Below are 23,623 nucleotides of genomic sequence, written 5' to 3'. Positions count from 1 at the left end.
TCCCTCTCATCCCCGGCGACCGGCCGGAGTACGCCGGGAACCGAACATGCTCCGCAGCCAGGCACCGGCGATCACCGGTGACGTGGGCCGCGGCACCCGGCGCAGCGGGTCGTAGCCGGCGCGGCGAAGGGCCGAGCAGGTGGCCCGCCCACCCGCGACGTAGCCCGCGACGCTCACCCGCGCCCAGCCCGACAGCGTGCCCACGAGCGGCGCGCCCGCCTCCAGAAGGTTTCGGGCCCGGTCCGTCTCGGACGCGATCAGCGACCGCAGCGCCTCGCCGGCCCGGGGCAGGCCGAGCTCCTCCTCGCCGACGGAGAACGCGCGCAGGTCCTCCCGCGGCAGGTAGATCCGGTCCCGTCGGTAGTCCTCGCCCACGTCCTGCCAGTGCTCCAGCAGTTGCAGTGCCGTACAGATCTGGTTCGAGCGGCGGACGCGTTCGGCGGTGGCGCGGCCGAAGACGAGCAGGACGAGTTCGCCCACGGGGTCCGCGGAGTAGTGGCAGTGGTCGAGCAGGTCCGCGAACGTGTCGTACCGCTGGACCCGCTGGTCGCGCCGGTTGGCCTCGACCAGCCGCAGCAGCGGATCGGCGGGCACCCGTTGCCGGGCCACCAGCGAGGCGAGGTCGGCCACAACAGGGTCGTTCACCGGGTCGCCGTGGTAGAGCGCGCGGACGTCGGCCTCGATGCCGGCTAACCGGTCGAGTACGGCCGACCGGTCGGCGGGCGTCTCGTCCCCGATGTCGCGGAGGTGCCGGGTGTAGCGGTAGACCGCCTCCAGATCCTGCCGGATGCGTACGGGCGTCACCTTCAGCGCGACCGGGAAGTTCTCCGCCGCCGCCTTCGCCGACGGATCATCGGCACTGCCGGCCCCGCCGACCCCGAACCGGGCCATCGCGGGCCCGTCCGCGCCGTGCAGGCCGTCCGGTCTGTCGGACATGACGCGCTCCTCGGGACTATCTCCCCCAGCCCCCGACGACCGAGTGGGCGCATCTCGGTCGGTCACCAGCTGACCCGGATCAGCCTATGCGGGGGCCGGCGGGCGCGGGCCGACATTCGGGGGAGAAAACGCCGCAGGCGATGTGCGCCGCAGGTCCCTCGTGCGCAAGGTGAGCTTGCGCAAGGGCGCCTTGACACCACCTAGCGGCGCCGGGTGGTCAGGTCCCGCAGGGCGGCGCGCACGTCGGCCAGGGCGGACACCCGGGTGAGCACGAGCACCACGGCGTACGTCAGCAGGCAACACGCGCCGGTCACCGCGAGGGACACCACCGCGTCCCGGGCACCCTCGGCCGGCAGCCGGCGCGACACCGCGAAGCCCACCGCGGCCGCGGCCGCCGCCGCCACCCCCGCCGCGAGGACGGTGCGCGCCATCGGTGCCAGCGCCAGAGCGCGGTGACGCCGGGCGGTCAGCACGCTGAGCACGGTGGCGGCCAGCAGCACCGACATCGACGTGGACGCCGCCAGCCCGGTCACGCCGTACCGCACGCCGAGCGTCAGGTCACCCACCACGTTCACGCCCATCGCGCCCAGCGCGGTGAGCACCGGTGCGCGGCTGTCGCCGACCGCGAGGCTCGCCCTGGCCACCACCTCGCGCACCGCGAGGCCGAGCAGTGCCAGCGCGTACGTCGACACCGCCAGCGTGGTCAGGTGGACGGCCCGCTCGTCGAAACTGCCCCGGGCGAACAGCAACACGACGATCGGCCGGGCGCCCACCACGAGCACCACCACCACCGGGGTGATCACCACGAGCACCACGCCGAGGACTCTCCCGGTCGCGCGGCGAAGCTCTCCGCGGCGCTCTGGCCGGCCGAGTGCGCTGAAGGCGGGGAACAACGCGGTGGCGAACGCCGTCACCAGGACGACCTCGGCCAGCGTGACCACCCGCCAGCCGTAGCTGAGGGAGGAGATCGTGCCGGGGCCCTGGGCCGAGCCGACCGCGCGGTCGACCGTGGTGTTGACGTTGACGATGGCGCTGCCCACCAGCAGCGGCGGCACCATCCGCATCATCTCCCGGAAACCCGGATCACGGACGCGCCAGGAGGGCCGCAGCCGCAGGCCGATGCCGCGCACCGCCGGAAGCTGGACAGCGAACCGCGCGGCCGACCCGACGACGAAACCCCCGGCCAGCGCGACCACGCCGTACCTCCCGCCGAAGGCGACCATCGCGGCGATCATCACCAGGTTGAACGGCACGCCCTGCACGCCGGCCCAGAAGAACCGGCCGTGTGCCTGGGCGGCACCGGCCAGCAGGTTCGTGCCGGAGACGAACACCGTCGCCACCAGGACGACGCGGGTCATGGTGACGGCCAACTGCTCGGTGTGCGGGTCGAAGCCCGGTGCCAGCACGTCCACCACCGGGTCGGCGAGGACGAACATCACCGCGGACGCCACCAGCAGGACCGCCATCGTCACTGTCAAGGTGACCTGGACAGTGCGCCGCCCTTCCTTCGGGCGGTTCTCGTCGACGGCCCGCGCCACCGGCGGCACCAGCGACCTCGCCATCGCGCCGGAGACCAGGCCCAGCACGACGTTCATCACGCCTTGGGAGACGAGGAACGCGTCGACGGCTGCGTCCGCACCGAACACCGCGGCCATCACCGCGTCCCGGGCGAAGCCGAGCACCTGGCTGACGGCGGTGAGCCCGACGAGGAGTGCGGAGGAGCGGACGACGGCGGCCCGCCTGCCCCCGCTCAGCGGACTACCCGTACGTGACCGGCGGCGGGCTCACTGTCGGCGTCACCGGTGAGCGCGGGCTCACGTTCGACGGAGCGGTGGCGAGCCTGCTCGGTCCCGCTGCCCACCAGCGGGATCAGCACCGTGAACGTCGAACCGGCGCCGGGCGTGGAGTACAGCACGACCCGGCCGTCGTGCGCCTTGGCGATCGCGGCGACGATCGCGAGCCCCAGCCCCGAACCAGAGCCCGGCTCCTCCTCCGCAGCGCGTTCGAACCGGCCGAAGATGCGTTCCTGGTCGGCCTCGCTCACTCCCGGACCGGTGTCACGAACCCACAGCCTGGCCATCCGGATGCTCTCGTCGACACCCGATCCGAGGGCGATGGTGTCGCCCTCGGCGGTGTGGCGTACGGCGTTGTCGGCGAGTTGCAGCAGCGCCTGGGTCAGCCGCTGGGCGTCGGCGACCACGGTGGCGTCGGTGCTGGCCTCCACCACCCAGTCGCGGTGGCCGAGGGTGCGGGCCTTCTCGGCGATCTCCTTCACCAGCACGCCGACGTTCACCGGAGCGGGCCGCAGGAAGTCCGGCCGGTCGGCGGTGGCCAGGGTCGCCAGGTCGTCCACGAGCCGGGCCATCCGGTCGAGTTCGTCCAGCACCAGGTCGCGGGTGGCGGCGACCTCGGCCCGGTCGTTCGGGTTCAGGAGTTCGAGGTGCCCGCGCATGATGGTGATCGGCGTCCGCAGCTCGTGGCCGGCGTCGTCGAGGACCTGCCGGTGCAGGGTGAGCGGCGCGAACGTGAGCGGCTGCCCCGTGGTGGGGCGTACCGGCAACCGCAGACGGGAGAGTGTCCGGCCGGTGGCAGCGAAGCCGACCAGGGCCAGCAGGACCAGGCCGCCCGAAGCGATGAGGGCGTACGTCCGGAACTCCGCGTAGAGGCCTGCTTCCAGCCGCGAGGTGTCCCGGGCCACCACCAGCGTGGCGTGGTGGTCACCGGTGCCCGGGAGGGCCGTGCTGTACAGGCGCAGGTCGTTCGCGGCCGCCACCCCTCCGGAAACCGGACCGTCGAAGGCCCGGGCGGCGGACAGGGCAGGGCCGAACGCGGCGCGGCCGGACAGGTCGCTTCCGGCCGACCGGGCGAGCAGCCGGCCGTCGACGAAGCCGAAGTACGCCTCGTCAGGTCGCGGTGGATGGGCGGCGAACGCCACCGAGAAGTCCCGACGGTCGGGTACGGCAACCTGACCGCTGCCGGGGTCGAGCCGGATCGACGCCGTATTCGCGAGTTGACGGACATCCCGAATCAGTTCGGCGTCGACTTCGGTGGTCGTCCGGTCGTGTTCGATCGCCATCACGGCACCACCGGCGGCGGCCATCACCACGGCGCACAACGCCACCAGCCAACCGAGAACGCGGATCCGTGCTGCCCGCGGCACACGCACCGACTGGTGCGGTGAATACCCGCCCGTGCTCACAGCCACCTATTGCCCCAGTTGTCCTCGATTCGGTCCGCCTCATTATCCGAAGTTACGACTCATTTGGCGGGGGAATCGCAGTTATGGCCGCCACTAGTGCGACCCAACGAGTCGGAAGGAGTCCGGTGATGACCCACATCCTCATCGCCGAGGACGAGCAGGGCATCTCGTCGCTGATCGAGAAGGGCCTGCGGGGAAACGGGCTGGACACCACCATCGTCACCGACGGGGATTCCGCGCTGCGCCAGGCCCAGACCGGCGAATACGACCTGATGGTGCTCGACCTCGGTCTGCCGGGCAAGGACGGATTCACCGTGCTCAGGCGTCTGCGGGAGTCTCGTAACGCCATTCCCGTGGTGATTCTGACCGCGCGCACCTCGGTCGCCGACACCGTGGCGGGGCTGCAGGGCGGGGCCGACGACTACATGAGCAAACCGTTCCGGTTCGAGGAGCTGCTGGCCCGGATTCGCCTTCGCCTGAACGCGGTCCCGCGCCCTCCGGTCACGGTGGTACGCCACGGGGAGTTCTCGCTGGACCTGCGCACCCGGCGGGCCGTCGTCGGTGACCGGGCGGTCGACCTGACCACCCGCGAATTCCTGCTCGCGGAAATGTTTCTCCGTCATCCCGGACAGGTGCTGTCCCGCAAACAGCTGCTGTCCCACGTCTGGGGATACGACTTCGACCCCGGCTCCAACGTGGTCGACGTCTATGTGCGGTACCTCCGCCGCAAGCTGGGTTCGGACCGCATCCAGACGGTGCGCGGTCAGGGATACCGGCTCGTCGGCGAGAACGTCGCGGTCGGCTCCCACGGCTGACCGGAACGCCGGCCGATCTCGTCGGCACATCGCGAACGGCCGGGAAATCGACCTGTTGTGCCCGACCCAACTGAATGTGCCACACAGATTCCCGAACGACCGGACAGATTAGAAGGATTTCATTTCCGTCAACGGCGCGTCGCCTCGCGTTCAGACTGGCTTTGCCTGGCGACACAATGATGCTGGACGGGGAGAGTTATGTCGGTTTCCGCGCCACACACCTGGTCGAAGATCACCGTGGACGGGCAGTCGTTCCTGCGTCAGCCGGTGCGGACCCGCTGGCTGATGGAGACCGACGACCTCGCCGAGGTCTTGTCGGAGCACCTTCTGGACCTGGAACCCGGCGACACCGTGGCGATCAGCGAGAAGGTCGCCCTGCTGCTCGAGGGCGGCACCGTGCCGACCGCCGACGTGCGGGTCGGACGCGAGGCCCGGCTGCTCGCGTCGTTCGTCCGGCCCCGCCCCGGCTCTCGCGGGCTGTCGGTGCCGGAGAAGATGGCGTACGTCCTGCGAAAGACCGGACGGCTCCGCATCTACGCCGCCGCGGCCGGTGGTGCGGTCGGGCGGGCGTTCGGGGTGAAGGGGACCTTCTACCGCATCGCCGGGGACCTGGCCCGTGACCTCGACGGGGGACGCCCGCCGTACGAGCACCTGCTGTTCCCGCCGTTCGAGCCCGAGCGAGCGGCGCGGTTGTGCGCCGACCTCGAACAGCGGCTCGGCGTCGGCGTCGCCATCGTCGACATCAACGACTTCGGCGGCTCGGTGCGTGCGGTCTCGCCGCGCTCGCTGCCGGCCCCGACCCTGGCCGCCGCCCTGGCCGACAACCCCTTGCGGCAGCGCCTGACGGGTACGCCGTTCGCGGTGGTCCGGCCGAGCTGACGCTCGCAAACCGCCGGCGGAGTCAGGGACGGTCCGGACGCGGCTGTCCGGGGCGCGGCTGCCCGGGAGTTGGCTGGCCGGCAGGTGGCCGGCCACCCGGGCGGCGAGGACTCATCCTCGCCAGGTCGGCGGGTCCGGGTCGGCCCGGCTGCGTGCGCGGCGGCTGCGGCTGGGGCCGGCCGCCGGGCGACCTCCCGGCCGTGCGTGCGGGCTCGGGGTGCGCCGGCCCCCTCCCGCCCGAGCGCTGGTCGGGCCGGCCGAGGAGGCTGCCGTCCGCGGTGCCGTCGAGGACCTGCCCGGCAAGGGTCGCCAGCCGCATCTGGTGCCGGCGGGCGTGACCGCGCAACAGGACGAACGCCTGGTCGATGCCGAGACTGCGGCGCTCGGCCAGCACGCCCTTGGCCTGTTCGATGACCAGCCGGCTGTCGAGCGCCTGCTGGAGTTGCTGGGTGAGCACGTCGGCGCGCTGTTGCCGGCGTTCGCGGAGCAGGCTGATCGCGGCGACGTGGGCCAGCGCCTCGGCGAGCTCGGCGTCGGGTTCGTCGTACGGCCCGGTGGTGGTGCGGTAGAGCTCGACCCCACCGAGCACCTCGTCGCGATCGCGCAGGGGCCACGCGTGCGCGGAGGCGTATCCCTCGGCGCGGGCGGCGACGGCGAAACCGTGCCAGCGTTCCGGTGGTGCGTCCAGGTCGGGACAGGCCACCGGGCGGCCGAGCGCGTAGGCCTCCGGGCCCGGTCCGCTGCCGACGCGCAGGCCGGTGACCTCGGCGAGCCGAATGGCCGGTGAGGAGGTGGCGGCCAGACCGAGCCGGCCGTGTTCGTCGGCGAGCATTACGGTGGCGCCGGCCGCGTCGATCAGGTCGACGCAGCGTTGCGCGAACAGCCGTAGGAAGTCGGCGTTGCCGTCCTGGCTCGCCGCGGTTCCGGCCAACTCGACGAACGCCTCGGTGATGCGTCGTTCCCGCGACACGCCAACCTCCCACCTTGCCTGCTCACCGGTAAGTGTCCCCGGCGTCTGCGGAGTCTGCCTCTCGGGTTGCCGACCTTGGTCGCCCCGGTCTCCGGGGATTACCCGGGCGCCTGGGTTCGAAACTTGAACACAGGTCCAGATCTGGCAACCACAGACGGTGCGCGAGCTGTTGACTCCCTCTGTCGGCAGGAATTTACTTGGGCGGCGTCACGCAGTGCCGAGTCGCCCCTCAGTTACGTTCCGTTCTTCTTGCACGCCCCTCGCGGGCGTACATCGGTGTGCCCTGATGTCTGGCGCCGACGCACTGTGCCCACCGTTCGGCGAAGCATGGAGGTGCCCCGATGGAGTCGTCGGACCGCAAGTTCGAGAACGTCGAAGAGGTGTTGAGCTATCAGCTCATGAACCGGCGCGGCGCGCTGAAGGCCGGCCTCGGCGCCGGTGCCGCGCTGTTGTTCGGCGGCGGCTTCCTCAGCGGGTGTTCCAGCAGTGGCGGCAGCTACTCCGGCAACGGCAAGAAGCCCGAGGGCGCCGACGACGAGCCCGCGGTGGGCAAGGCGAACATCCCGACGCCGCGGAACAAGACCCTTGTCATCGGCCAGGTCGACTACCAGGTCTTCAACAGCTTCAACCTGCGGATCCCGAACGGCAACGCGGCCGGCAACGGCTTCGACACCGTGGGGCGGGAGTACCTCTTCTACCTCAACCTGCCGACCGGTGAGCTGATCCCGTGGCTGGCGACCGGCTACGAGTACAACAAGGACTTCACCTCGCTCACCTTCAAGTTCGACCCGAAGGCGAAGTGGAGCGACGACAAGCCGTTCACCTCCGAGGACTTCAAGTTCACCGTCCTGCTGATGCGCGACAACGCCGAGCTGCTCGGTGGCGGTGGTGACCTCAAGGACTTCGTCAAGGACGTCACCACCCCCGACCCGCACACCGCGGTCATGGAGCTGTCCAAGCCGAACCCGCGGCTGCACTACGGCTTCATCTGCACGATCGCCAGTGGGTTCGACGTCCTGCCCAAGCACATCTGGGCCGACAAGGACCCGACGAAGTTCCGCGACAACCCGCCCATCCGCACCGCGCCGTACGTGCTGGACAAGGCGATCGCCAGCCAGAAGATGTTCGTCTGGAAGCTGAACCCGAACTACTGGAACAAGGACAAGTTCTACCCGAAGGTGCAGTACGTCATCTTCCAGTCGACCGCGCAGTCCCAGGACGCCGCCAGCCAGGCGTTCAAGCGGGCGGAGTTCGACGTCGGGTCGCTGGACGAGCAGCATGCGAAGTCGCTGCGCAGCCAGGGCTACCCGAACCTCGTCACCACACCGTTCCACGACCCGTGCCCGCGTGCGCTGTGGCTGAACTGCGACCCGGCCCGCGGCATCATCGGCGACCCGCGCATGCACTGGGTGATCTCCTACGTCATCGACCGGAAGAAGGTCGGCTCGACGGTGTGGCCGGTGAAGACGCCGACCGCGCAGTACCCCTGGGCCGACTACGACGGCAACGACAAGTGGGAGGTCGCCTCCGTCGCCGGTGAGTACAAGATGGAGTACGACCCGGCCAAGGCCGCCAAGCTGCTGGACGAAATGGGCGCCAAGAAGGGTGCCGGCGGCAAGCGGATGTGGAAGGGCAAGCCGGCCACCATCGAGGTCATCACACCCTCCGGCGTCGACGGCGCGGAGTTCGTCATCGGCCAGCTGATCGTCGGCGAACTGAAGAAGCTCGGCGTCACCGCCAACATCCGCAGCTACAGCGGTTCGGTGCACAGCGAGAAGTTCGAGCGCGGCCAGTTCGACATCTCCTCGCAGTGGGTGTGCAGCGTCTCCTGGGACCCCAACCAGCTCTACGTCGGCCTGCAGGGCAAGTACGCCAAGAAGATCGGCGTCAACTCGGTCGGTCGCAACGAGGTGCGGCTGAACGACCCCAAGCTGGACGAACTGTCGCAGAAGCTGGCGGAGATGAACCCCGACAGCGCGGAGGCCAAGCCGCTGATGGAACAGGCGCTCGCGGAGTACTACAAGCGGCTCCCGGTGATCCCGGTCATCCAGACCGCCTACCCGTCGTACTACAACACGACGTACTGGAAGGGCTGGCCGACCGGTGACGACCTCTACCAGGTCCCGAACAACTGGTGGGGCCAGTTCATGTTCGTGATCGGAAAGCTCCAGCCGACGGGGAAGAAGTGAGCTCGGAGGTCGCGGTCGTGCCGGGACGGATGCGCTCCTGGCTCGCCGCGCACCCGCTCGCGAGCTACGCCGTCCGCAGGTTCGGCCTCTATCTCGTGGAGCTGTGGGGCGCGGTGACGGTCGCGTTCTTCTTCTTCCGGCTGATCCCGGGCGACCCGATCCAGACGTTCATCCAGACCCTGCAGCAGAACTACGTCTACAACGCCCAGGCCAGCGCGGCGGTGATCGAGCGCTACCGCTCGGAGTTCGGCCTGGACGGCAACCTCTTCTCGCAGTACCTGCACTACATGTACCGCGTGCTGTTCCAGCAGGACCTCGGACCGTCGCTGATCAACTACCCGACCCCGGCGCAGGACGTCATCATGCGGGCGCTGCCGTGGACGGTCGGACTGCTCGGACTGTCGGCGGTGCTGGCCTGGGTGCTCGGCCTGCTGGTGGGCGCGCTCGCCGGCTGGCGGCGCGGCAAGGCCGGTGCCGACCTGGTGACCAACCTGGCGATCGCGCTGTCGCACGTGCCGTACTACTTCCTGGCGCTGATCCTGACGTTCATCTTCGCCTACCAGCTGGCCTGGCTGCCGGCGCGTTCGGCGTACAACGCCCGGCTGACCCCGGGCATCTCGCCGGAGTTCGTCCTCAGCCTGCTGAAGTACGGCCTACTGCCCAGCCTGTCGATCGTGGTGATCGGGGTGTTCAGCTGGCTGCTGTCGACCCGGATGCTGATGGTGCCGGTGCTCGGCGAGGACTACCTCACCTACGCCCAGGCGAAGGGGCTGCGGCCGCGCAGGATCCTCACGAAGTACGCGCTGCGCAACTGCTACCTGCCGCAGGTGACCGCGTTCGGGATCTCGCTGGGCTTCATCTTCAACGGCAACGTTCTCGTGGAGCAGCTGTTCAACTACCCGGGACTGGGCGCGACGCTGGTGAACGCCATCCAGATCCTCGACTTCAACACGATCCTGGGCGTCACCAACCTGGCGATCTTCGCGGTCCTCACCGCCAACCTCATCCTCGACCTCCTGCTCCCGCTGCTGGATCCGCGGGTCAAGTACTGGCGTTAGGGAGTGGGCATGAAATTCGTACGAGGCACGGGGCGCGTGCTGACCAGCAACTGGAAGTTGACGACCGGCCTGGCGCTGCTCCTGCTGCTGATCCTCACCGCGGTGGCGAGTCCGCTGATCGCCACGGCCGTCGGTGGCGGGCAGGACCCGGTGGCGATCGCGGCATACGAGAAATGGCAGGTGCCCTCGCCTGCCCACTTGCTCGGCACCGACCAGTTCGGCCGGGACGTGTTCGCGATGACGATCGGCGCCCTGGCGGTGTCGCTGAAGGTCGGCGCGATCGCGGGGGTGATCTCCACCATCGCGGGCGTCTTCATGGCGTTCATCGCGGGGTACAAGGGCGGAGCGGTCGACGGAGTGCTGTCGACGTTCACCGACATGGTGCTGGTGGTGCCGAGCTTCCCGCTGCTGATCGCGTTGTCGGCGTACACCAAGAACGTCGGCATCACGCAGGTGGCGCTGATGCTGGCGGTGTTCAGCTGGCCGTTCGCGGCCCGGACGATCCGCGCGCACGTGCTGAGTCTGCGGGCGCGGCCCTACGTCGAACTCGCCAAGGTGACGAAGTTCCGCGACCTGGAGATCATCGCCTACGAGCTGTTGCCCAACATGCTTCCCTACATCGGGGTCGGCTTCGCCTCGTCCGCGCTGGGTGCGATCTTCGCCCTGGTCGGCCTTGAGGTGATCGGGCTCGGGCCGGGCGAGACCATCGACCTCGGGAAGATCATCTTCTCCGCGATCGGGACCGGTGCGCTGACCCTCGGCGCGTGGCCGATGTTCGTCGCGCCGATCCTGTTGCTCACCTTGCTGTTCGCCGCGCTGAACCTCTGCAACATCGGGTTGGAAGAGGTCTACAACCCGCGACTGAGAGGAGTCGCCGGTGCCTAGGGCCAGCGCGACCGAACCCGCCTCGCCTCCTTCGCCGGGCGCCGCCGAGCAGCGGCCGGTGCTGGAGATCAAGGGGCTGAAGGTCCACTACCGCACCACCGGGGGCGACGTCGCCGCCGTCGACGGCGTGGACCTCACCGTGCGCCGCGGCGAGATTCTCGGCATCGCCGGTGAGTCCGGCAGCGGCAAGAGCACGATGGCGGTGTCCCTGCTGCGGCTCCTCCGCCCGCCGGGCTACGTCGCGGGCGGGGAGATCGCCTTCCATCCCAGCGAGGGGCCGCCGGTCGACCTGCTCAGGGTGGACGAACGCCGGCTACGGGCACTGCGCTGGCGGGCGCTGTCGTACCTCCCGCAGGGTTCGATGAACTCCATGAACCCGGTGATGCGGGTGGGCGACCAGTTCAAGGACGTCATCCTCGAACACGCCGGGCAGCGTCGCGGCGAGATCGACGAGATGATCCCGCGGCTGCTGCGCTCGATGGGCCTGGATCCCGGCGTGGCCCGGATGTACCCGCACGAGCTGTCCGGCGGCATGAAGCAGCGGGTGCTGATGGCGATGTCCATCGCCCTCGAACCCGACCTGGTGGTGGCCGACGAACCCACCACCGCGCTGGACGTCACCATCCAGCGGGTCATCCTGCAGAGCCTGGGCGACCTGCGCGACCAGTTCGGTGTCACGCTGGTGGTGATCTCCCACGACATGGGGGTGCACGCGCAGCTCGTCGACCGGGTGGCGGTGATGTACGAGGGCCGGGTGGTCGAGGTGGGTGACGTACGCCAGGTCTTCAAGCAGCCCCAGCATCCCTACACCCGCAGCCTGATCGAGTCGATCCCGAGGATCGGGGACGCGCCCTGGCGGCACCAGCAGCCCGGCCGGGCGCAGAAGGAGAGTGAGCTGCGGTGAGCCAGGCGCAGGACACGCGGGGCAGGGACGGGCGAGGCAAGGACATCGAGCTGCGGCAGGTGGTGCAGCGCTTCCACGCCCGCGGCTCGGCAACCGGGTTCCTCACCGCCGTCCACGAGACGTCGTTCGCGCTGCGCTCCGAACCGCCGCAGATCGTCAGCCTGGTGGGGCAGAGCGGCAGCGGCAAGAGCACCATCGCCCGGATCATCCTCGGCCTGCAGGCACCCACCTCCGGCTCGGTGACCTACGGCGGCAAGGACATCTCCAAGCTGTCCCGGGCGGAGTACGACGACTACCGGCGCAACGTGCAGCCGGTCTTCCAGGATCCGTACGCGATCTTCAACCCCGTCTACCGGGTCGACCGTGTGCTGCGCAGCGCGATCAAGAAGTTCGGCCTGGCCCGGTCGAAGGAGCAGGCCGGCGACCTGATGGAGGAGTCGCTGCGGGCGGTGAAGCTCGACCCCGGCCAGGTGCTCGGGCGTTACCCGCACCAGCTGTCCGGCGGCCAGCGCCAGCGGGTCATGCTGGCCCGGGTGCACATGCTGCGGCCGGCGTTCATCATCGCCGACGAACCCGTGTCCATGCTGGACGCGCAGGTACGCAAGCTGTTCCTGGACATCCTGGTCGACTTCCAGCGCGACTACGGCATGACGACGTTGTTCATCACCCACGACCTGTCCACCGTCTACTACGTCGGCGGCGACGTCATGGTGATCACCAAGGGGCGGGTGGTGGAGCAGGGCCCGGTGGCCGAGGTCATGCACACACCGAAGCACCCGTACACCCAGCTGCTGCTGGCATCGGTCCCACAACCGGACCCCGACGCCCGCTGGACCGACCGGATCGACGTGGACCAGGCCGAACGCGAGGAGGCCGATCCGGAGCTTCCGCCCGGCGACCAGGCGCTCGAGGCGCGGGTGCCCTGAGGCGAGCCGATGTGTTCTGAGGTGGGCCGAGGGTGAGTGTCAACCCGGACTTGCGTGGGCTCCGGGCCGCGCTGGTCGCCGACCTGCGGGCGCGCGGTGTGCTGCACGACGAGCGGGTGGCGGACGCACTGACGGCGGTGCCGCGGCATCTGTTCCTGCCCGGCGTACCGGCCGAGGAGGTCTACGCCGACGAGGCGGTGGTCACCCGCCGCGACGCGGACGGTACGGCGACGAGTTCGTCCTCGCAGCCGGCGATCATGGTGATCATGCTGGAGCAGTTGGACGTTCGGCCCGGCCACCGGGTGCTGGAGATCGGCGCCGGCACCGGCTACAACGCCGCGCTGCTCGCGCACCTCGCCGGGCCCGCTGGGAGCGTCACGACCATCGACGTGCAGCCCGACGTGGCCGATGCTGCCCGGGCCGCGCTGGTGGCGGCGGGGTACGACCGGGTGCGGGTGGAGTGCGGCGACGGCGCGCTGGGCGTGCCCGACGGTGCGCCGTACGACCGGGTGATCGTCACCGCCGGCGCGTGGGATCTGCCCACCGCGTGGTGGGAGCAACTCGCGCTTGACGGCCGGCTGGTGGTGCCGTTCGACCTGCGGGGCGTGATGCGCTCGATCGCGTTCGAGCGGGCTGCCGATCCGGCCGATGCGGCCGGTACCCCCGGTCCGCGGTGGTGCAGCCGATCGGCGCACACCTGCGGCTTCATGCCGCTGCGTGGGCTGGCTGCCGGTCCCGGACGGCGGCTCCGGATCGGGGAGGACGTCGGCATCTCGTTGTCGGTCGACGGCGAACGGGAGATCGACGTCGACGGGCTGACCGCCGCGCTGATTGGGCCGACCGGGCCGCCCGTCGAGATCGCCACCGGGCTGGACCTCACCACGCCCGAACTCGTGGACGGGCTCTTCGGCTGGCTCGCGCTCACCGAACCGGACAGCTGTGGCCTGTACGCCGGCGCCGAGGCGGTCGAACGCGGCGTCGTGGAGCTTCCGGTCGTCTACGACCGCCCGTCCGGCCCGCCGGTCGCGATGGGCGCAGGGCTCGTGGCCGGCGCGAGTGCCGCGCTGCTGGCGAGACCGCGCACGGACGATCGGTCGGCGACGGCGCCGCTGGTGGTCCGGGGTTACGGTGCCGACGGGTCCGTGCTGGCCACCCGGCTGGCGGCCGCCGCCCGGGCGTGGGACGACACCGGCCGTCCCGGCAGCGATCGGATGCGGGTGGAGGTGCTGCCGCTGCCCGCGGGCGGGCCCGACGATGCCTCGGCGGACAGGGGAAAGTTCGTCGTCGACAAGCGATCGGTTCGGCTGCTCGTCTCCTGGGAGGCCTGACAACCTCGCCTTGACAGTCGTCGGCCCGGTAGAACGTTCAGGCGGAACCAACACTCGGGCCGAACGACACAGCGGCGGCCCGCCCCCTCGAGGAGTTCGGACCGCCGCGGTGTCGGCCAGGTGGTCGGCCGGTGCTGGTCAACCGGCCGTTCAGACCGTCCGGTGCACCTGCGCCGGGTCGTCGTCGGCGCGCAGCGGGACCAGCCGGTAGGCCAGGTCGTACGACGTACCCGACGGTACGTGGTAGACCTCCAGCGCGTCCGGCCCGCAGCTCGCGCCGCCCAGCCCGCGCTGGCGGACGTCGACGGTGAGGTAGGTGACGTCGTCGCGTACCAGATCGACGGTGTGCCGCGCCGTCCCGAGCGTCTGGGCGGAGTAGTGCGACACCCCGGCCTCCACCGGAGTCGGCGCGCTCACCAGCAGCCCGGTGCCGTCGGCCCGGCGCAGTGCGAGCCAGCGCACGTCGGTCTTGTTGCCGTGTTCCTGCGGCAGGATGTACGGCACGTACTGCTCGTCCACCGTTCCCGACCAGCGGCCCACCGCCGCCCCGGCCTTGCGGTCGACGTAGCTCTCGTGCGGCCCGCGGCCGAACCACTCCACCTGCTCGAAGCCCGCCGGCACGGTGGCGAGCACTCCCACGCGCGGCAGGTCCGGCAGCCCCGCACCCACCTCGACGTGGTGGCTCGCGGTCACCGAGCCGTCGGCGCGGATCTCCCAGCGGGCCTCGTGCACGATGCCGGTGTCCCCGGTGGCCGCCTGCCTGCCCTCGGGACTCTGCGGGGCGAGCCGCTCGACCCGGGTGACGAGCGCGCCGCCGTCCTTGGCCGCCTCCACCCGCACCGACTCGGTGCTCGTGACCAGATGGTCCAGGCCGGCGTCCAGCCAGCGGAAGTACGCCTGGTGGCCGCGCTGCCAGGGGCTCTCGTCCAGCCGGATGCCGTCGTTGTCGGTCGGCGCCCGCCAGGTGTTGACCACCGGGCCGGACTCCAGCAGGTCCACGCCGTCGACCCGCCACGCGGTGAGCGCGCCGTCGGCGCGGCGTACCGTCACCTCCACCCGGTCACCGCTCACGGTCCAGCCGTCCCCGGACTCCTCCACCGCCAGGGACGAGCCGGCCGTCGCCGACTGCGCCGACGCGGAGGCCGCGGGCCCGGTGCCGATCGGCAGCTGCACCCAGCCGACCTCGTGCCCGGGCCCGGCCAGCGGCACGTCGTCGGCGTGGAACCGCACCGTGCCGTACGCCTCCTGGCCCGGGTCGAGCGCCGGCCGCTTCCACGGCACGGCGATCTCCTCCTCCGTGCCCGGCGCGGTGGACAGGCCCGGCAGCGTGCCGGACTCCACCACGGTCCCGTCCACGGTGACCTCCCAGGAGATCCGCAGGTGGGACAGGTCGCGGAAGTCGTACTTGTTGCGTACGCGCAGCCGGTCGTCCCCGACCAGCGTCGCGTCGAACGGCTGGAACAGCCGCTTGGCCTCCCACATCGCCGGGTGCGCGGTCCGGTCGGGCCAGAACAGCCCGTCGCAGACGAAGTTGCCGTCGTGCGGGGTGTCGCCGAAGTCGCCGCCGTAGCTCCAGTACCCCGGCTGGTCACCGGAGGAGAAGCCGGGCCGCGGGTCGTTCGGGCTCTTCCGGATGCCGTGGTCGAGCATCTCCCAGATGAACCCGCCCTGCAGCCCGTGGTAGCCCTCGATCGCCGCCCAGTAGTCGGCGAGGTTGCCGCAGCTGTTGCCCATCGCGTGGGCGTACTCGCACATGATCAGCGGCCGGTGGTCGGTGGTGGTCTTCGCCCACTCCACGATCCGGTCGATCGACGGGTACATCGGGCAGATCAGGTCCGAGGACGGGTGGCCGGCCGACCAGTCCGGCGCGATCGCCCCCTCGTAGTGCACCACCCGGGTCGGGTCCACCCGGCGGACCCAGCCGGCGGCCGCGTCGTGGTTGGGGCCGTAACCGGACTCGTTGCCGAGCGACCAGGCGATGATGCTCGGGTGGTTGCGGTCGCGCAGCACCATCCGGCTCACCCGGTCGACGAACGCCGCCTGGTAGCGCGGGTCGTCGCAGATGGTCGTGTAGTTGGCGTGTGCCTCGATGTTCGCCTCGTCGACGACGTAGAAGCCGTGGATGTCGGCGAGCTCCAGGAAGTACGGGTCCGGCGGGTAGTGCGAGGTGCGGACCGCGTTGACGTTGAACGCCTTCAGCACCCGGACGTCCTGCTCGACGGTCTCCTTCGGCACCGCGCTGCCGAACGTGTCGTGGTGCTCGTGCCGGTTGACGCCGCGGATGTAGACCGGGCGGCCGTTGACGAGGAGCTCGCGGTCACGGATCTCGACCGTACGGAAACCGGTGCGGACGCGGGTCGCCTCGACCTCGTTGCCGTCGGGGTCGACCAGGCTCACCACGACGGTGTAGAGCGTCGGCACCTCCGCCGACCAGGGCGAGACCGACGGCAGGTTCGCGGCCAGGCCGACCACGCCGAGCCCGGGCAGGTCACCGGCGCGGGCGGCCGGCTCGCCGGTCAGCGGCTCGGCCAGAGCCGGCCCTCCGTCGGGAGCGTCCAGGACCGCGGTGACCTTCCAGCCGGGGCCGGGCAGCTCGCCGACCTCGGCGGAGACGGTGAGGGTTCCCGCGCCGGTGGTGTGGTCGTAACCGGCGGTGACCGCGACGTCGGCGAGGTGCGTCACCGGTGTGGCGTACAGATAAACCGAGCGGTGAATGCCGGCCTGCCACCACTGGTCCTGGTCCTCGACGTAGCTCGCGTCCGACCACTGGATGACCTGGACGGCGAGGGTGTTGGCGCCTGGGCGCAGTGCCGCCGTCACGTCGTACTCGCTGGGCAGCCGGGAGTCCTTGCCGATGCCCACCGGGATGCCGTTCACCCAGATCGAGGACACCGAGATCGCGCCGCCGACGTGCAGGACGAGGCGGGAGCCGTCCCAGTCCGCGGGCAGGTCGAACGCCGTGCGGTACAGCCCGGTCGGGTTTGCCGCCGGCACGTACGGTGGCCGGTTGGGCGCGAACGGCATCTGCACGTTGGTGTACTGCGGGCGGCCGTGGCCCTGCATCGTCCAGTTGCCCGGCACCACCACCGTGTCCCAGCCGGAGACGTCCAGGTCCGCGGCGGGGAAGTCGGCCGGGGTGTCCTCCGGCCGGTCGACCACCTTGAACGCCCAGTCGCCGTCCAGCGACAGCACCCGGGCGCCGGTCTGGGCGCGGGCCTGCTCGGCGGTCGGGTAGGGCAGCATGGTCGCGCGTCCGGGCAGGCGGTTGGCGCCGGTGAACTCCGGCGTCTCCCACACCCGCAGCGCACCGAGCGCGTCGGGGGTCTCGGCGGGATCTGGCGTGTGGGCGTCGGGCCGCCCGGTCGGATCGTTCGCAGCCATGGGTGGCCCTCCTGGGTGGGATCGTTCTCGGCCCACCGTAAGGCCCCCTCCGCGAACGGTGGAAAGCGCCTGCCCGCCAGCTGGTACCGCCCTGCGGGCGAGCCCGCCCACACCAGCGAGCCGTCCGGCGCGGCGGCTCTTCCCGGCGCGGCGGGCTGCTCGGTCGGCTGCTTCTCCGCGCGTCAGGCCGGCCGGGGACCGGAGCGGGTGGCAACAAACTCGCGCACCCGGGTCCACGCGTCGGCGCACTCGGCGGCGTAGTCGTCGAAGCTGCGGTCGAAGAAGCTGTGCGGCGCGCCCGGGTAGGTGTGCAGGGTGTGCTCCGCCCCGGCGGACTCCAGCGCCGACCGGAACTCCTCCACCTTCTCCGGCGGGATGCTCTCGTCCGCCCCGCCGAACAGGCCGAGTATCGGTGCCTTGTACGTCGCGGCCTCGCTGATCGGCGTGGGGCCGCCCTCCACCCGCTGCCGCATGCCGCCGTAGAAGCCGATCACGCCGGCGAGGTCGGTGCGCGACGCGGCGAGGAAGGAGTACGAACCGCCGAAGCAGAAGCCGACGGTGAACACGGAGGTCACCCGGCCGCGGCTTCGCAGCCGGTCCACCGCGGCGCCGACGTCGGCCGCGACCGACTCCGGTGTCGTACGGGCGACATGGGAGCGGAAGTCGAAGTCGTCACCACGCGCGTGCGGCGGCTCCTCGGCCGTACGCCCGAAGTAGTCGATGGCGACGGCGTCGATGCCCACGCCGGCGAAGCGCTCGGCGAGGTTCTCGTAGAAACCGAACAGGCCGCGCACGTCCGGCATCACCACCACCCCGGCGCCGCTGGACGCGGGCGCGTCCGCCTCGTAGGCGCCGAAGGTGGCGCCGTCGGCGGCGGTCAGCGTGATGCGGGAGCCGGTGACCGGCTCGGCACCACCGGGCGGCTCGGGGGGCAGGGCGTCCGCGTCGAAGCACATGGGGCGCTCCTTTCGTCGGTGGGGTACCGCTGTCCGGGCACGGCTCCGAACCTACCTCCGCATCCGGGGGTGCCGTATGGTGGCCGCCCGTGAGGATAGCCGTACTTCGGGAACGCAGGACCGGTGAACGCCGCGTCGCGCTGCTGCCGGAGCACCTGCCCCGGCTGCTGGCGGCGGGCGTCGAGGTGTCGGTGGAATCCGGCGCCGGCAACGAGGCGGGCGCCACCGACGACGCCTACCGCGCGATGGGCGCGCAGGTGAGCGAGGACGTGCTCGCCGGTGCCGACGTCGTGGTGTCGGTGCAGCCGATCAACCTCAGCACCGCCCGCCAGCTCGGCGAGGGTGCGGTGACGGTGTCGTTCCTGCCGACGGCGGAGGAGGGTCCGCTCGTGCGCCGGTTGCGCGAGCGTCGCATCACGTCGTTCTCGATGGACCTCGTGCCGCGTACCGCCCGCGCGCAGCCGATGGACGCGTTGTCGTCGCAGTCGATGGTGGCGGGCTACCGAGGTGCGATCGTCGCCGCCGAACGCCTGCAGCGGTTCTTTCCGTTGTTCATGACGGCCGCCGGCACGGTGCGGCCGGCGACCGTGCTGGTGCTCGGCGCCGGGGTCGCCGGGCTGCAGGCGATCGCGACCGCGCGCCGGCTCGGCGCGGTGGTGGAGGCCTACGACGTACGCGAGAGCTCGGCGGAGGAGGTGGCCAGCGTCGGCGCGAAGTTCGTGCAGCTCGACCTGCCGCCGCTGTCCGGCGCCGGAGGTTACGCACGGGAGATGACCGAGGAACGCGCCACCCGCCAGCGGGAGCTGCTCGCCCCGCACGTCGCCGCCGCCGACGTGGTGATCACCACCGCGGCGGTGCCAGGCCGGACCGCGCCGGTGCTCGTCACCACCGAGATGGTCGCCGGGATGCGTGCGGGGTCGGTGGTGGTCGACCTGGCCGCCGACCAGGGCGGCAACGTCGAGGGCAGCATTCCCGGGCACGAGGTGATGGTCGAGGGCGTGCTGGTCTGGGGTGGCTCCAACGTTCCCAGCCAGCTGCCGCGACCGGCCAGCGAGCTGTACGGCCACAACGTGCTCAACGTGCTGTTGCTGATGGTGCGTGTCGGCGCCCTGCATCTGGACTTCGGTGATGACATCCTGTCCGCCACCTGTGTCACCCATGCGGGTGAGGTGGTACACCGGCCGACACTGGAACTCCTCGGGGAGGTGGGGTAGGTGACCGAGGGGGTCGCGTTGCTGACCGTCTTCGTGCTCAGCGCGTTCACGGGGTACGAGGTCATCTCGAAGGTGTCCACGACGTTGCACACGCCGCTGATGTCGGGTGCGAACGCGATCCACGGCGTGATCCTCATCGGGGCGATCCTGGTGACCGGCCGAGCCCGCGACACGGTCGAACTGTGGGTCGGACTGGTGGCGGTGTTCCTCGCGACCCTGAACCTCGTGGGCGGTTTCGTGGTGACCGACCGCATGCTGGACATGTTCCGTGCCAGGACCCCTGCCAGGAGCCCCAGACGTCATGGCTGACCCCCTGACCGCGCCCGTGTGGGCACAGCTCGGCTACCTCGTCGCGGCGGTGTGCTTCATCCTCGCCCTTCGCGGGCTGGCCGCACCGCGCACGTCGCGGATCGGCAATCTCGTCGGTGCCGCCGGTGCGGTGCTGGCGGTGGCCGTGACGTTCGCCGCCGTACGTCCTGCGCATCTTCTTCCGATCCTGATCGCCATCGCTCTCGGTGCGGCGGCCGGTGCGGTCGCCGCCCGCCGGGTGGTGATGACGGCGATGCCGCAGCTGGTGGCGTTGTTCAACGGTGTCGGCGGTGCGTCGGCAGCCCTGGTGGCGCTGCTCGAGCTCAGCGAGCTCGCCGACGCCGGTGTGGGCGCCCGGATCGCGGTGGCGTCCACGGTGCTGGTCGGTGCGGTGAGCTTCGCGGGTTCGCTGGTGACGTTCGGGAAGCTGCAGGACTGGGTGCCCGGCCGGCCGATCGTCGTACCCCACACCCGGCTGGTCTACGGCGGCGTCCTGGTGGTGACCCTTGCCGCGGCGGTGACCACGGTCGTACTCGGCTCGCTGGTGTTCGGGATCGTGCTGGCGGTGCTGGCGCTCGGCGTGGGTGTGCTGTTGGTGCTGCCGGTTGGCGGCGCGGACGTCCCGGTCGTCGTGTCGCTGCTGAACGCCTTCACCGGTCTGTCGGTGGCCGCGAGCGGCTATCTGCTCGGCAACGCGTTGTTGCTGGTGGCGGGCACCCTCGTCGGTGCGGCGGGTTCGTTGCTGACCAGGTTGATGGCGCAGGCGATGGGGCGCAGGGTGACGACGATCCTGTTCGGTGGGCTCGCCGGTCCGTCGACGCAGGGCGCGACCGAGGAGACGTCCCGGCCGGTGAAGTCCGCGGGTGCCGGAGACATCGCGGTGATGCTGGGGTACGCGCGCCGGGTGGTGCTGATCCCTGGGTACGGGCTGGCCGTCGCGCAGGCACAGCACGTGCTCCGCGAACTCGCCGAGGCGCTGGCCGCGCGCGACGTCGAGGTCGTGTACGCCATCCACCCGGTGGCCGGCCGGATGCCCGGCCACATGAACGTGCTGCTCGCCGAGGCCGATGTGCCGTACGAGCAACTGGTGGAGATGGCCGACGTCAACCCGGAGTTCCGGGCCACCGACGTGGCGCTCGTGGTCGGCGCGAACGATGTGGTGAACCCGTCCGCGCGTGAGCCGTTCGGGTCTCCCATCGCCGGGATGCCGATCCTGAACGCCGACGAGTCCAAGGCGGTGGTGTTCCTGAAGCGCTCGATGCGGCCCGGGTTCGCCGGGATCGAGAACCCCCTCCTGCACGATCCGAAGACGACCGTGCTCTTCGGTGACGCCAAGGAGTCGTTGACAAGGCTGGTCGCCGCGCTTCGTTCGGTGTGAGCCCTGGCGGACCCTCGGGTCTGAGCTCCTCACGGGCGTTGCACTTTCTGCTGCGGGTCCACCCACTCCGGCGGGATGTACTCGGGGTGGCCGTGTGCGCCCATGCGCACGATCCAGCCCTTGTGGTGGACGAAGGTGTGGTGGGTTTTGCACAGGAGGACTCCGTTGTCGAGGTCGGTTGGCCCGAAGTTGTCCCAGGGGTTCATGTGGTGGGCGATGCAGCGGCGTTCGGGGACGTGGCATTCGGGGAAGTGGCAGTGGCTGCCGTCGCGGACGGCGAGGGCGCGGCGTTGTGCTTCGGTGAAGAAGCGGTCGGCCATGCCGACGTCGAGGACCTCACCGTTGCCGCCGAGGACGACGGGGATGATGTTGGCGTCGCAGGCCATCCTGCGGATGGTGGCGACGGAGATGGGTTCTCCGCGTAGGCCGAGGATCCTTGCTGATCCGCCGCCTCCGCACTTGCTGCAGCCGTCGTGCGGGTCGATGCGGCCATTGGGGTCGTCGGGGTCGCTGGGGTCATCGGGGTCGCTGGGGTCATCGGGGTCGCTGGGGTCGTAGGCAGCCTCCGGCTCCGCCGCACCGTCCTCGATCTCAGGCTCGGCGTCGGCGTGGTGTTGTGCCCCGAGGTTCGGTTCCCCGGGTCCGGTACCTGGTTCCGGTTCGGGTCCCTGCCCGGGTTCGGGGTCCGGGTCCGGGGCCGTTCCGGTGGCGGTGTTCGGTTGTGGGTGCTGGCCGGGTTCTCGTGGTTCTGGTGTCCGGTCCGCGGGGCCCGTGGTGCCAGGTGGTGGTTTCTCCTTGACTGGTTGGGCGTTGCGGCCTGTCGTTGCCCTCTCGTCTCCGGTTCGGCACGTTTCGTCGGTGTGGGTCGCCCCGCTGGTTTCGCGCAGGCCAGTCGTCTTACCCTGTCCGGTCATCGCGTGCAGGTCGCCGGTGTCGGCCGGTCGGGCTGTCTTGCCGGGGCCGTTCGCCAGGTCCGGGTCGCCGACCTCGTCGTCAATGTCGGGTTGCGAGGCGCCCGCGGTGGGGTGGGGGCTCGCACCGGGCGCAGTCATGGGCGTGCCATCGTTGCTGGGCTCGGCGTTGTCGCTGGGCTCGGCGTCCCCGGCGTCCCCGGCGTCCCCGGCGTCCCTGGTGCCGCCGGTGTTGCCGGTCTGCTTGCTGGGCTTGGAGCTGGCAGCTTTGGCCTCTTCGGTGGCGCGGCGGCTCGTGTCTGGCCCGGACTGTCCCGCCTCAGAACCCTTGGTGCGCTTGGAGGTCTCGTCCTGGGGCTGGCGCTGGGCTTTGCGCTGGGATTGGCGTTTGGCGTCGGGGGTTTGGCAGCCGCACGGCATGGGGCGGACGGGGTTGAGGTCGTCGATGGTGCCGTAGCCGACGCCGTTCATCAGGTTGTGCAGATCGATCAGGACGGTGACGCAGTCGCGTCCTCGGCCGCGGTTGGGCGAGGCTTCCCATTCAGCCCACCTGGCGACCAACTCCGCGAACGCGTCCCCACGCTTTTGGTCCAGGGGACGGTCGTCGGGGCCAGAGCCGTTGTTCTCGCGGGCGACGAGTGTTTCGATGATTTTGCGGAGTTGTTCCATCTCCAGCACCGGCAGTTTGATCACCACCGTCTCCGAACCGGGGATCCCGTTCGGCGCATACCGCAGGGAGCGGGAGCGTTCTGCGGCGCGTTCGGCATCGTCGAGTTCTTTACCGAGGCGGCGTTCCCACTCCTCCGGTGCCAGCACCCGCAGGAGGTGACGTCCGAGCAGGCGTACGTCGTCGGGGTTACGCCGCTTGGCCTCCTCGATCAGGTATTCCTCACCCTTGATGCGTTGTTCGAGGCTGATCCACTTGGGCAGGTCCTTGATCGCGCCGGCGATCACCTGCGCGTGCCGGAACGACAGTTCCCCTCGCGCCAGTGCCCGGGCGGTGAGGGTGATGGTGCGGTCGAGGTCGCGGGCGAGGGCGACGGTGGCGTAGGAGTCCTTCTTCCCCATCCGCTGGGAGTTGCGCAGCCAGGTCGCCGTGGTCGCCGCACCGGTCGTCTTGGCGATGTCGCGGGCCTCGGCCTGGCGAACCAAGGACAGTTTCAGCGCGTCGTACCGGGACCCTTCGACGGTCAGTTCGCCGATCAGCTCACCGAGTTCGCGGGCTTCCAGGCTGGTGGTGGGGGTGGCCAGGGCCTCGTCGATCCCGGCGCGGAACATGGCGACCGCAGCCCTCAACCGGGCAGCGGCGCCGTGGCCGCCTGCGCCGGGAAGGCCCTGCGTCGTCGAATGCATGTTCGAACTCTACAGGCTGCCACCGACAACTA

At 70.7% G+C, this 23,623-nt stretch carries 18 protein-coding genes; 11 read left to right on the top strand and 7 right to left on the bottom strand.

Going from position 1 to position 23,623, the window contains the following annotated elements:
- Window positions 1–6: 6 nt before the first annotated feature.
- The 3 genes from hpnC to ABZV93_RS26630 all read right to left on the bottom strand — a co-directional run bounded on the left by hpnC (window position 7) and on the right by ABZV93_RS26630 (window position 4,141).
- Complete coding sequence (gene hpnC, locus ABZV93_RS26640) at window positions 7–936, bottom strand: squalene synthase HpnC (RefSeq protein WP_354941272.1); 930 nt, start codon at window positions 934–936, stop codon at window positions 7–9.
- Between the two features lie 200 nt (window positions 937–1,136).
- Window positions 1,137–2,690 (bottom strand): murein biosynthesis integral membrane protein MurJ, encoded by a 1,554-nt coding sequence (murJ, locus tag ABZV93_RS26635; RefSeq protein WP_354941323.1) that lies wholly within the window; start codon window positions 2,688–2,690, stop codon window positions 1,137–1,139.
- Entirely contained in the window at window positions 2,687–4,141 is a 1,455-nt protein-coding gene (locus ABZV93_RS26630) for a HAMP domain-containing sensor histidine kinase (RefSeq protein WP_354941270.1), read from the bottom strand. The genes murJ and ABZV93_RS26630 overlap by 4 nt, the downstream gene beginning before the upstream one ends.
- Window positions 4,142–4,263: 122 nt before the next feature.
- Here ABZV93_RS26630 and ABZV93_RS26625 point away from each other — a divergent pair, with 122 nt between their 5' ends.
- The gene (locus tag ABZV93_RS26625; RefSeq protein WP_354941268.1) at window positions 4,264–4,950 is read left to right on the top strand and encodes a response regulator transcription factor; all 687 of its coding nucleotides are present in this window, start codon (window positions 4,264–4,266) and stop codon (window positions 4,948–4,950) included.
- Between the two features lie 198 nt (window positions 4,951–5,148).
- Entirely contained in the window at window positions 5,149–5,829 is a 681-nt protein-coding gene (locus ABZV93_RS26620; RefSeq protein ID WP_354941266.1) for a hypothetical protein, read from the top strand.
- A 22-nt stretch (window positions 5,830–5,851) separates the two neighbouring features.
- Here ABZV93_RS26620 and ABZV93_RS26615 read toward each other — a convergent pair whose 3' ends face one another.
- Window positions 5,852–6,799 (bottom strand): GAF and ANTAR domain-containing protein, encoded by a 948-nt coding sequence (locus ABZV93_RS26615; RefSeq protein WP_354941264.1) that lies wholly within the window; start codon window positions 6,797–6,799, stop codon window positions 5,852–5,854.
- A 341-nt stretch (window positions 6,800–7,140) separates the two neighbouring features.
- Here ABZV93_RS26615 and ABZV93_RS26610 point away from each other — a divergent pair, with 341 nt between their 5' ends.
- From ABZV93_RS26610 to fxlM, 6 genes are read left to right on the top strand one after another with little or no spacing between them, the layout of a single operon-like run.
- A complete protein-coding gene (locus ABZV93_RS26610; protein ID WP_354941262.1) occupies window positions 7,141–8,988 on the top strand; it encodes an ABC transporter substrate-binding protein in 1,848 nt (615 codons plus the stop codon).
- Entirely contained in the window at window positions 8,985–10,046 is a 1,062-nt protein-coding gene (locus tag ABZV93_RS26605) for an ABC transporter permease (protein WP_354941260.1), read from the top strand. Before ABZV93_RS26610 ends, ABZV93_RS26605 begins: the two co-directional genes overlap by 4 nt.
- A 9-nt stretch (window positions 10,047–10,055) precedes the next feature.
- The gene (locus ABZV93_RS26600) at window positions 10,056–10,931 is read left to right on the top strand and encodes an ABC transporter permease (RefSeq protein ID WP_354941258.1); all 876 of its coding nucleotides are present in this window, start codon (window positions 10,056–10,058) and stop codon (window positions 10,929–10,931) included.
- On the top strand, window positions 10,924–11,835 hold the full coding sequence (locus ABZV93_RS26595) for an ABC transporter ATP-binding protein (protein WP_354941257.1): 912 nt from the start codon (window positions 10,924–10,926) through the stop codon (window positions 11,833–11,835). The genes ABZV93_RS26600 and ABZV93_RS26595 overlap by 8 nt, the downstream gene beginning before the upstream one ends.
- The gene (locus ABZV93_RS26590) at window positions 11,832–12,761 is read left to right on the top strand and encodes an ATP-binding cassette domain-containing protein (RefSeq protein ID WP_354941255.1); all 930 of its coding nucleotides are present in this window, start codon (window positions 11,832–11,834) and stop codon (window positions 12,759–12,761) included. Before ABZV93_RS26595 ends, ABZV93_RS26590 begins: the two co-directional genes overlap by 4 nt.
- A gap of 32 nt (window positions 12,762–12,793) precedes the next feature.
- Window positions 12,794–14,089 carry a methyltransferase, FxLD system gene (gene fxlM, locus ABZV93_RS26585; RefSeq protein WP_354941253.1) on the top strand — a complete coding sequence of 432 codons (1,296 nt, stop codon included), beginning with the start codon at window positions 12,794–12,796 and terminating at the stop codon, window positions 14,087–14,089.
- Between the two features lie 150 nt (window positions 14,090–14,239).
- Here the strand turns inward: fxlM and ABZV93_RS26580 are convergent, their stop codons facing one another.
- Window positions 14,240–17,470 (bottom strand): glycoside hydrolase family 2 TIM barrel-domain containing protein, encoded by a 3,231-nt coding sequence (locus ABZV93_RS26580; protein ID WP_354941251.1) that lies wholly within the window; start codon window positions 17,468–17,470, stop codon window positions 14,240–14,242.
- A gap of 182 nt (window positions 17,471–17,652) precedes the next feature.
- On the bottom strand, window positions 17,653–18,426 hold the full coding sequence (locus tag ABZV93_RS26575) for a dienelactone hydrolase family protein (protein ID WP_354941249.1): 774 nt from the start codon (window positions 18,424–18,426) through the stop codon (window positions 17,653–17,655).
- 89 nt (window positions 18,427–18,515) lie between these two features.
- On the opposite strand from ABZV93_RS26575, the gene ABZV93_RS26570 reads away from it, so the two are divergent.
- From ABZV93_RS26570 to ABZV93_RS26560, 3 genes are read left to right on the top strand one after another with little or no spacing between them, the layout of a single operon-like run.
- Window positions 18,516–19,640: an NAD(P) transhydrogenase subunit alpha gene (locus tag ABZV93_RS26570; protein WP_354941247.1), complete on the top strand. Its 1,125-nt coding sequence runs from the start codon at window positions 18,516–18,518 to the stop codon at window positions 19,638–19,640.
- Window positions 19,641–19,949: an NAD(P) transhydrogenase subunit alpha gene (locus ABZV93_RS26565; protein ID WP_354941245.1), complete on the top strand. Its 309-nt coding sequence runs from the start codon at window positions 19,641–19,643 to the stop codon at window positions 19,947–19,949. It abuts the gene before it with no gap.
- On the top strand, window positions 19,942–21,327 hold the full coding sequence (locus ABZV93_RS26560) for an NAD(P)(+) transhydrogenase (Re/Si-specific) subunit beta (RefSeq protein ID WP_354941243.1): 1,386 nt from the start codon (window positions 19,942–19,944) through the stop codon (window positions 21,325–21,327). The genes ABZV93_RS26565 and ABZV93_RS26560 overlap by 8 nt, the downstream gene beginning before the upstream one ends.
- A 29-nt stretch (window positions 21,328–21,356) precedes the next feature.
- Here the strand turns inward: ABZV93_RS26560 and ABZV93_RS26555 are convergent, their stop codons facing one another.
- A complete protein-coding gene (locus ABZV93_RS26555) occupies window positions 21,357–23,591 on the bottom strand; it encodes a DUF222 domain-containing protein (RefSeq protein WP_354941241.1) in 2,235 nt (744 codons plus the stop codon).
- Window positions 23,592–23,623: the final 32 nt, after the last annotated feature.

The organism is Actinopolymorpha sp. NPDC004070 (assembly GCF_040610475.1).
In the GTDB taxonomy this organism is placed as follows: domain Bacteria; phylum Actinomycetota; class Actinomycetes; order Propionibacteriales; family Actinopolymorphaceae; genus Actinopolymorpha.
The sequence above is the reverse complement of the archived record's forward strand: the minus strand, read 5'-3'. Positions and strand labels throughout refer to the sequence as shown.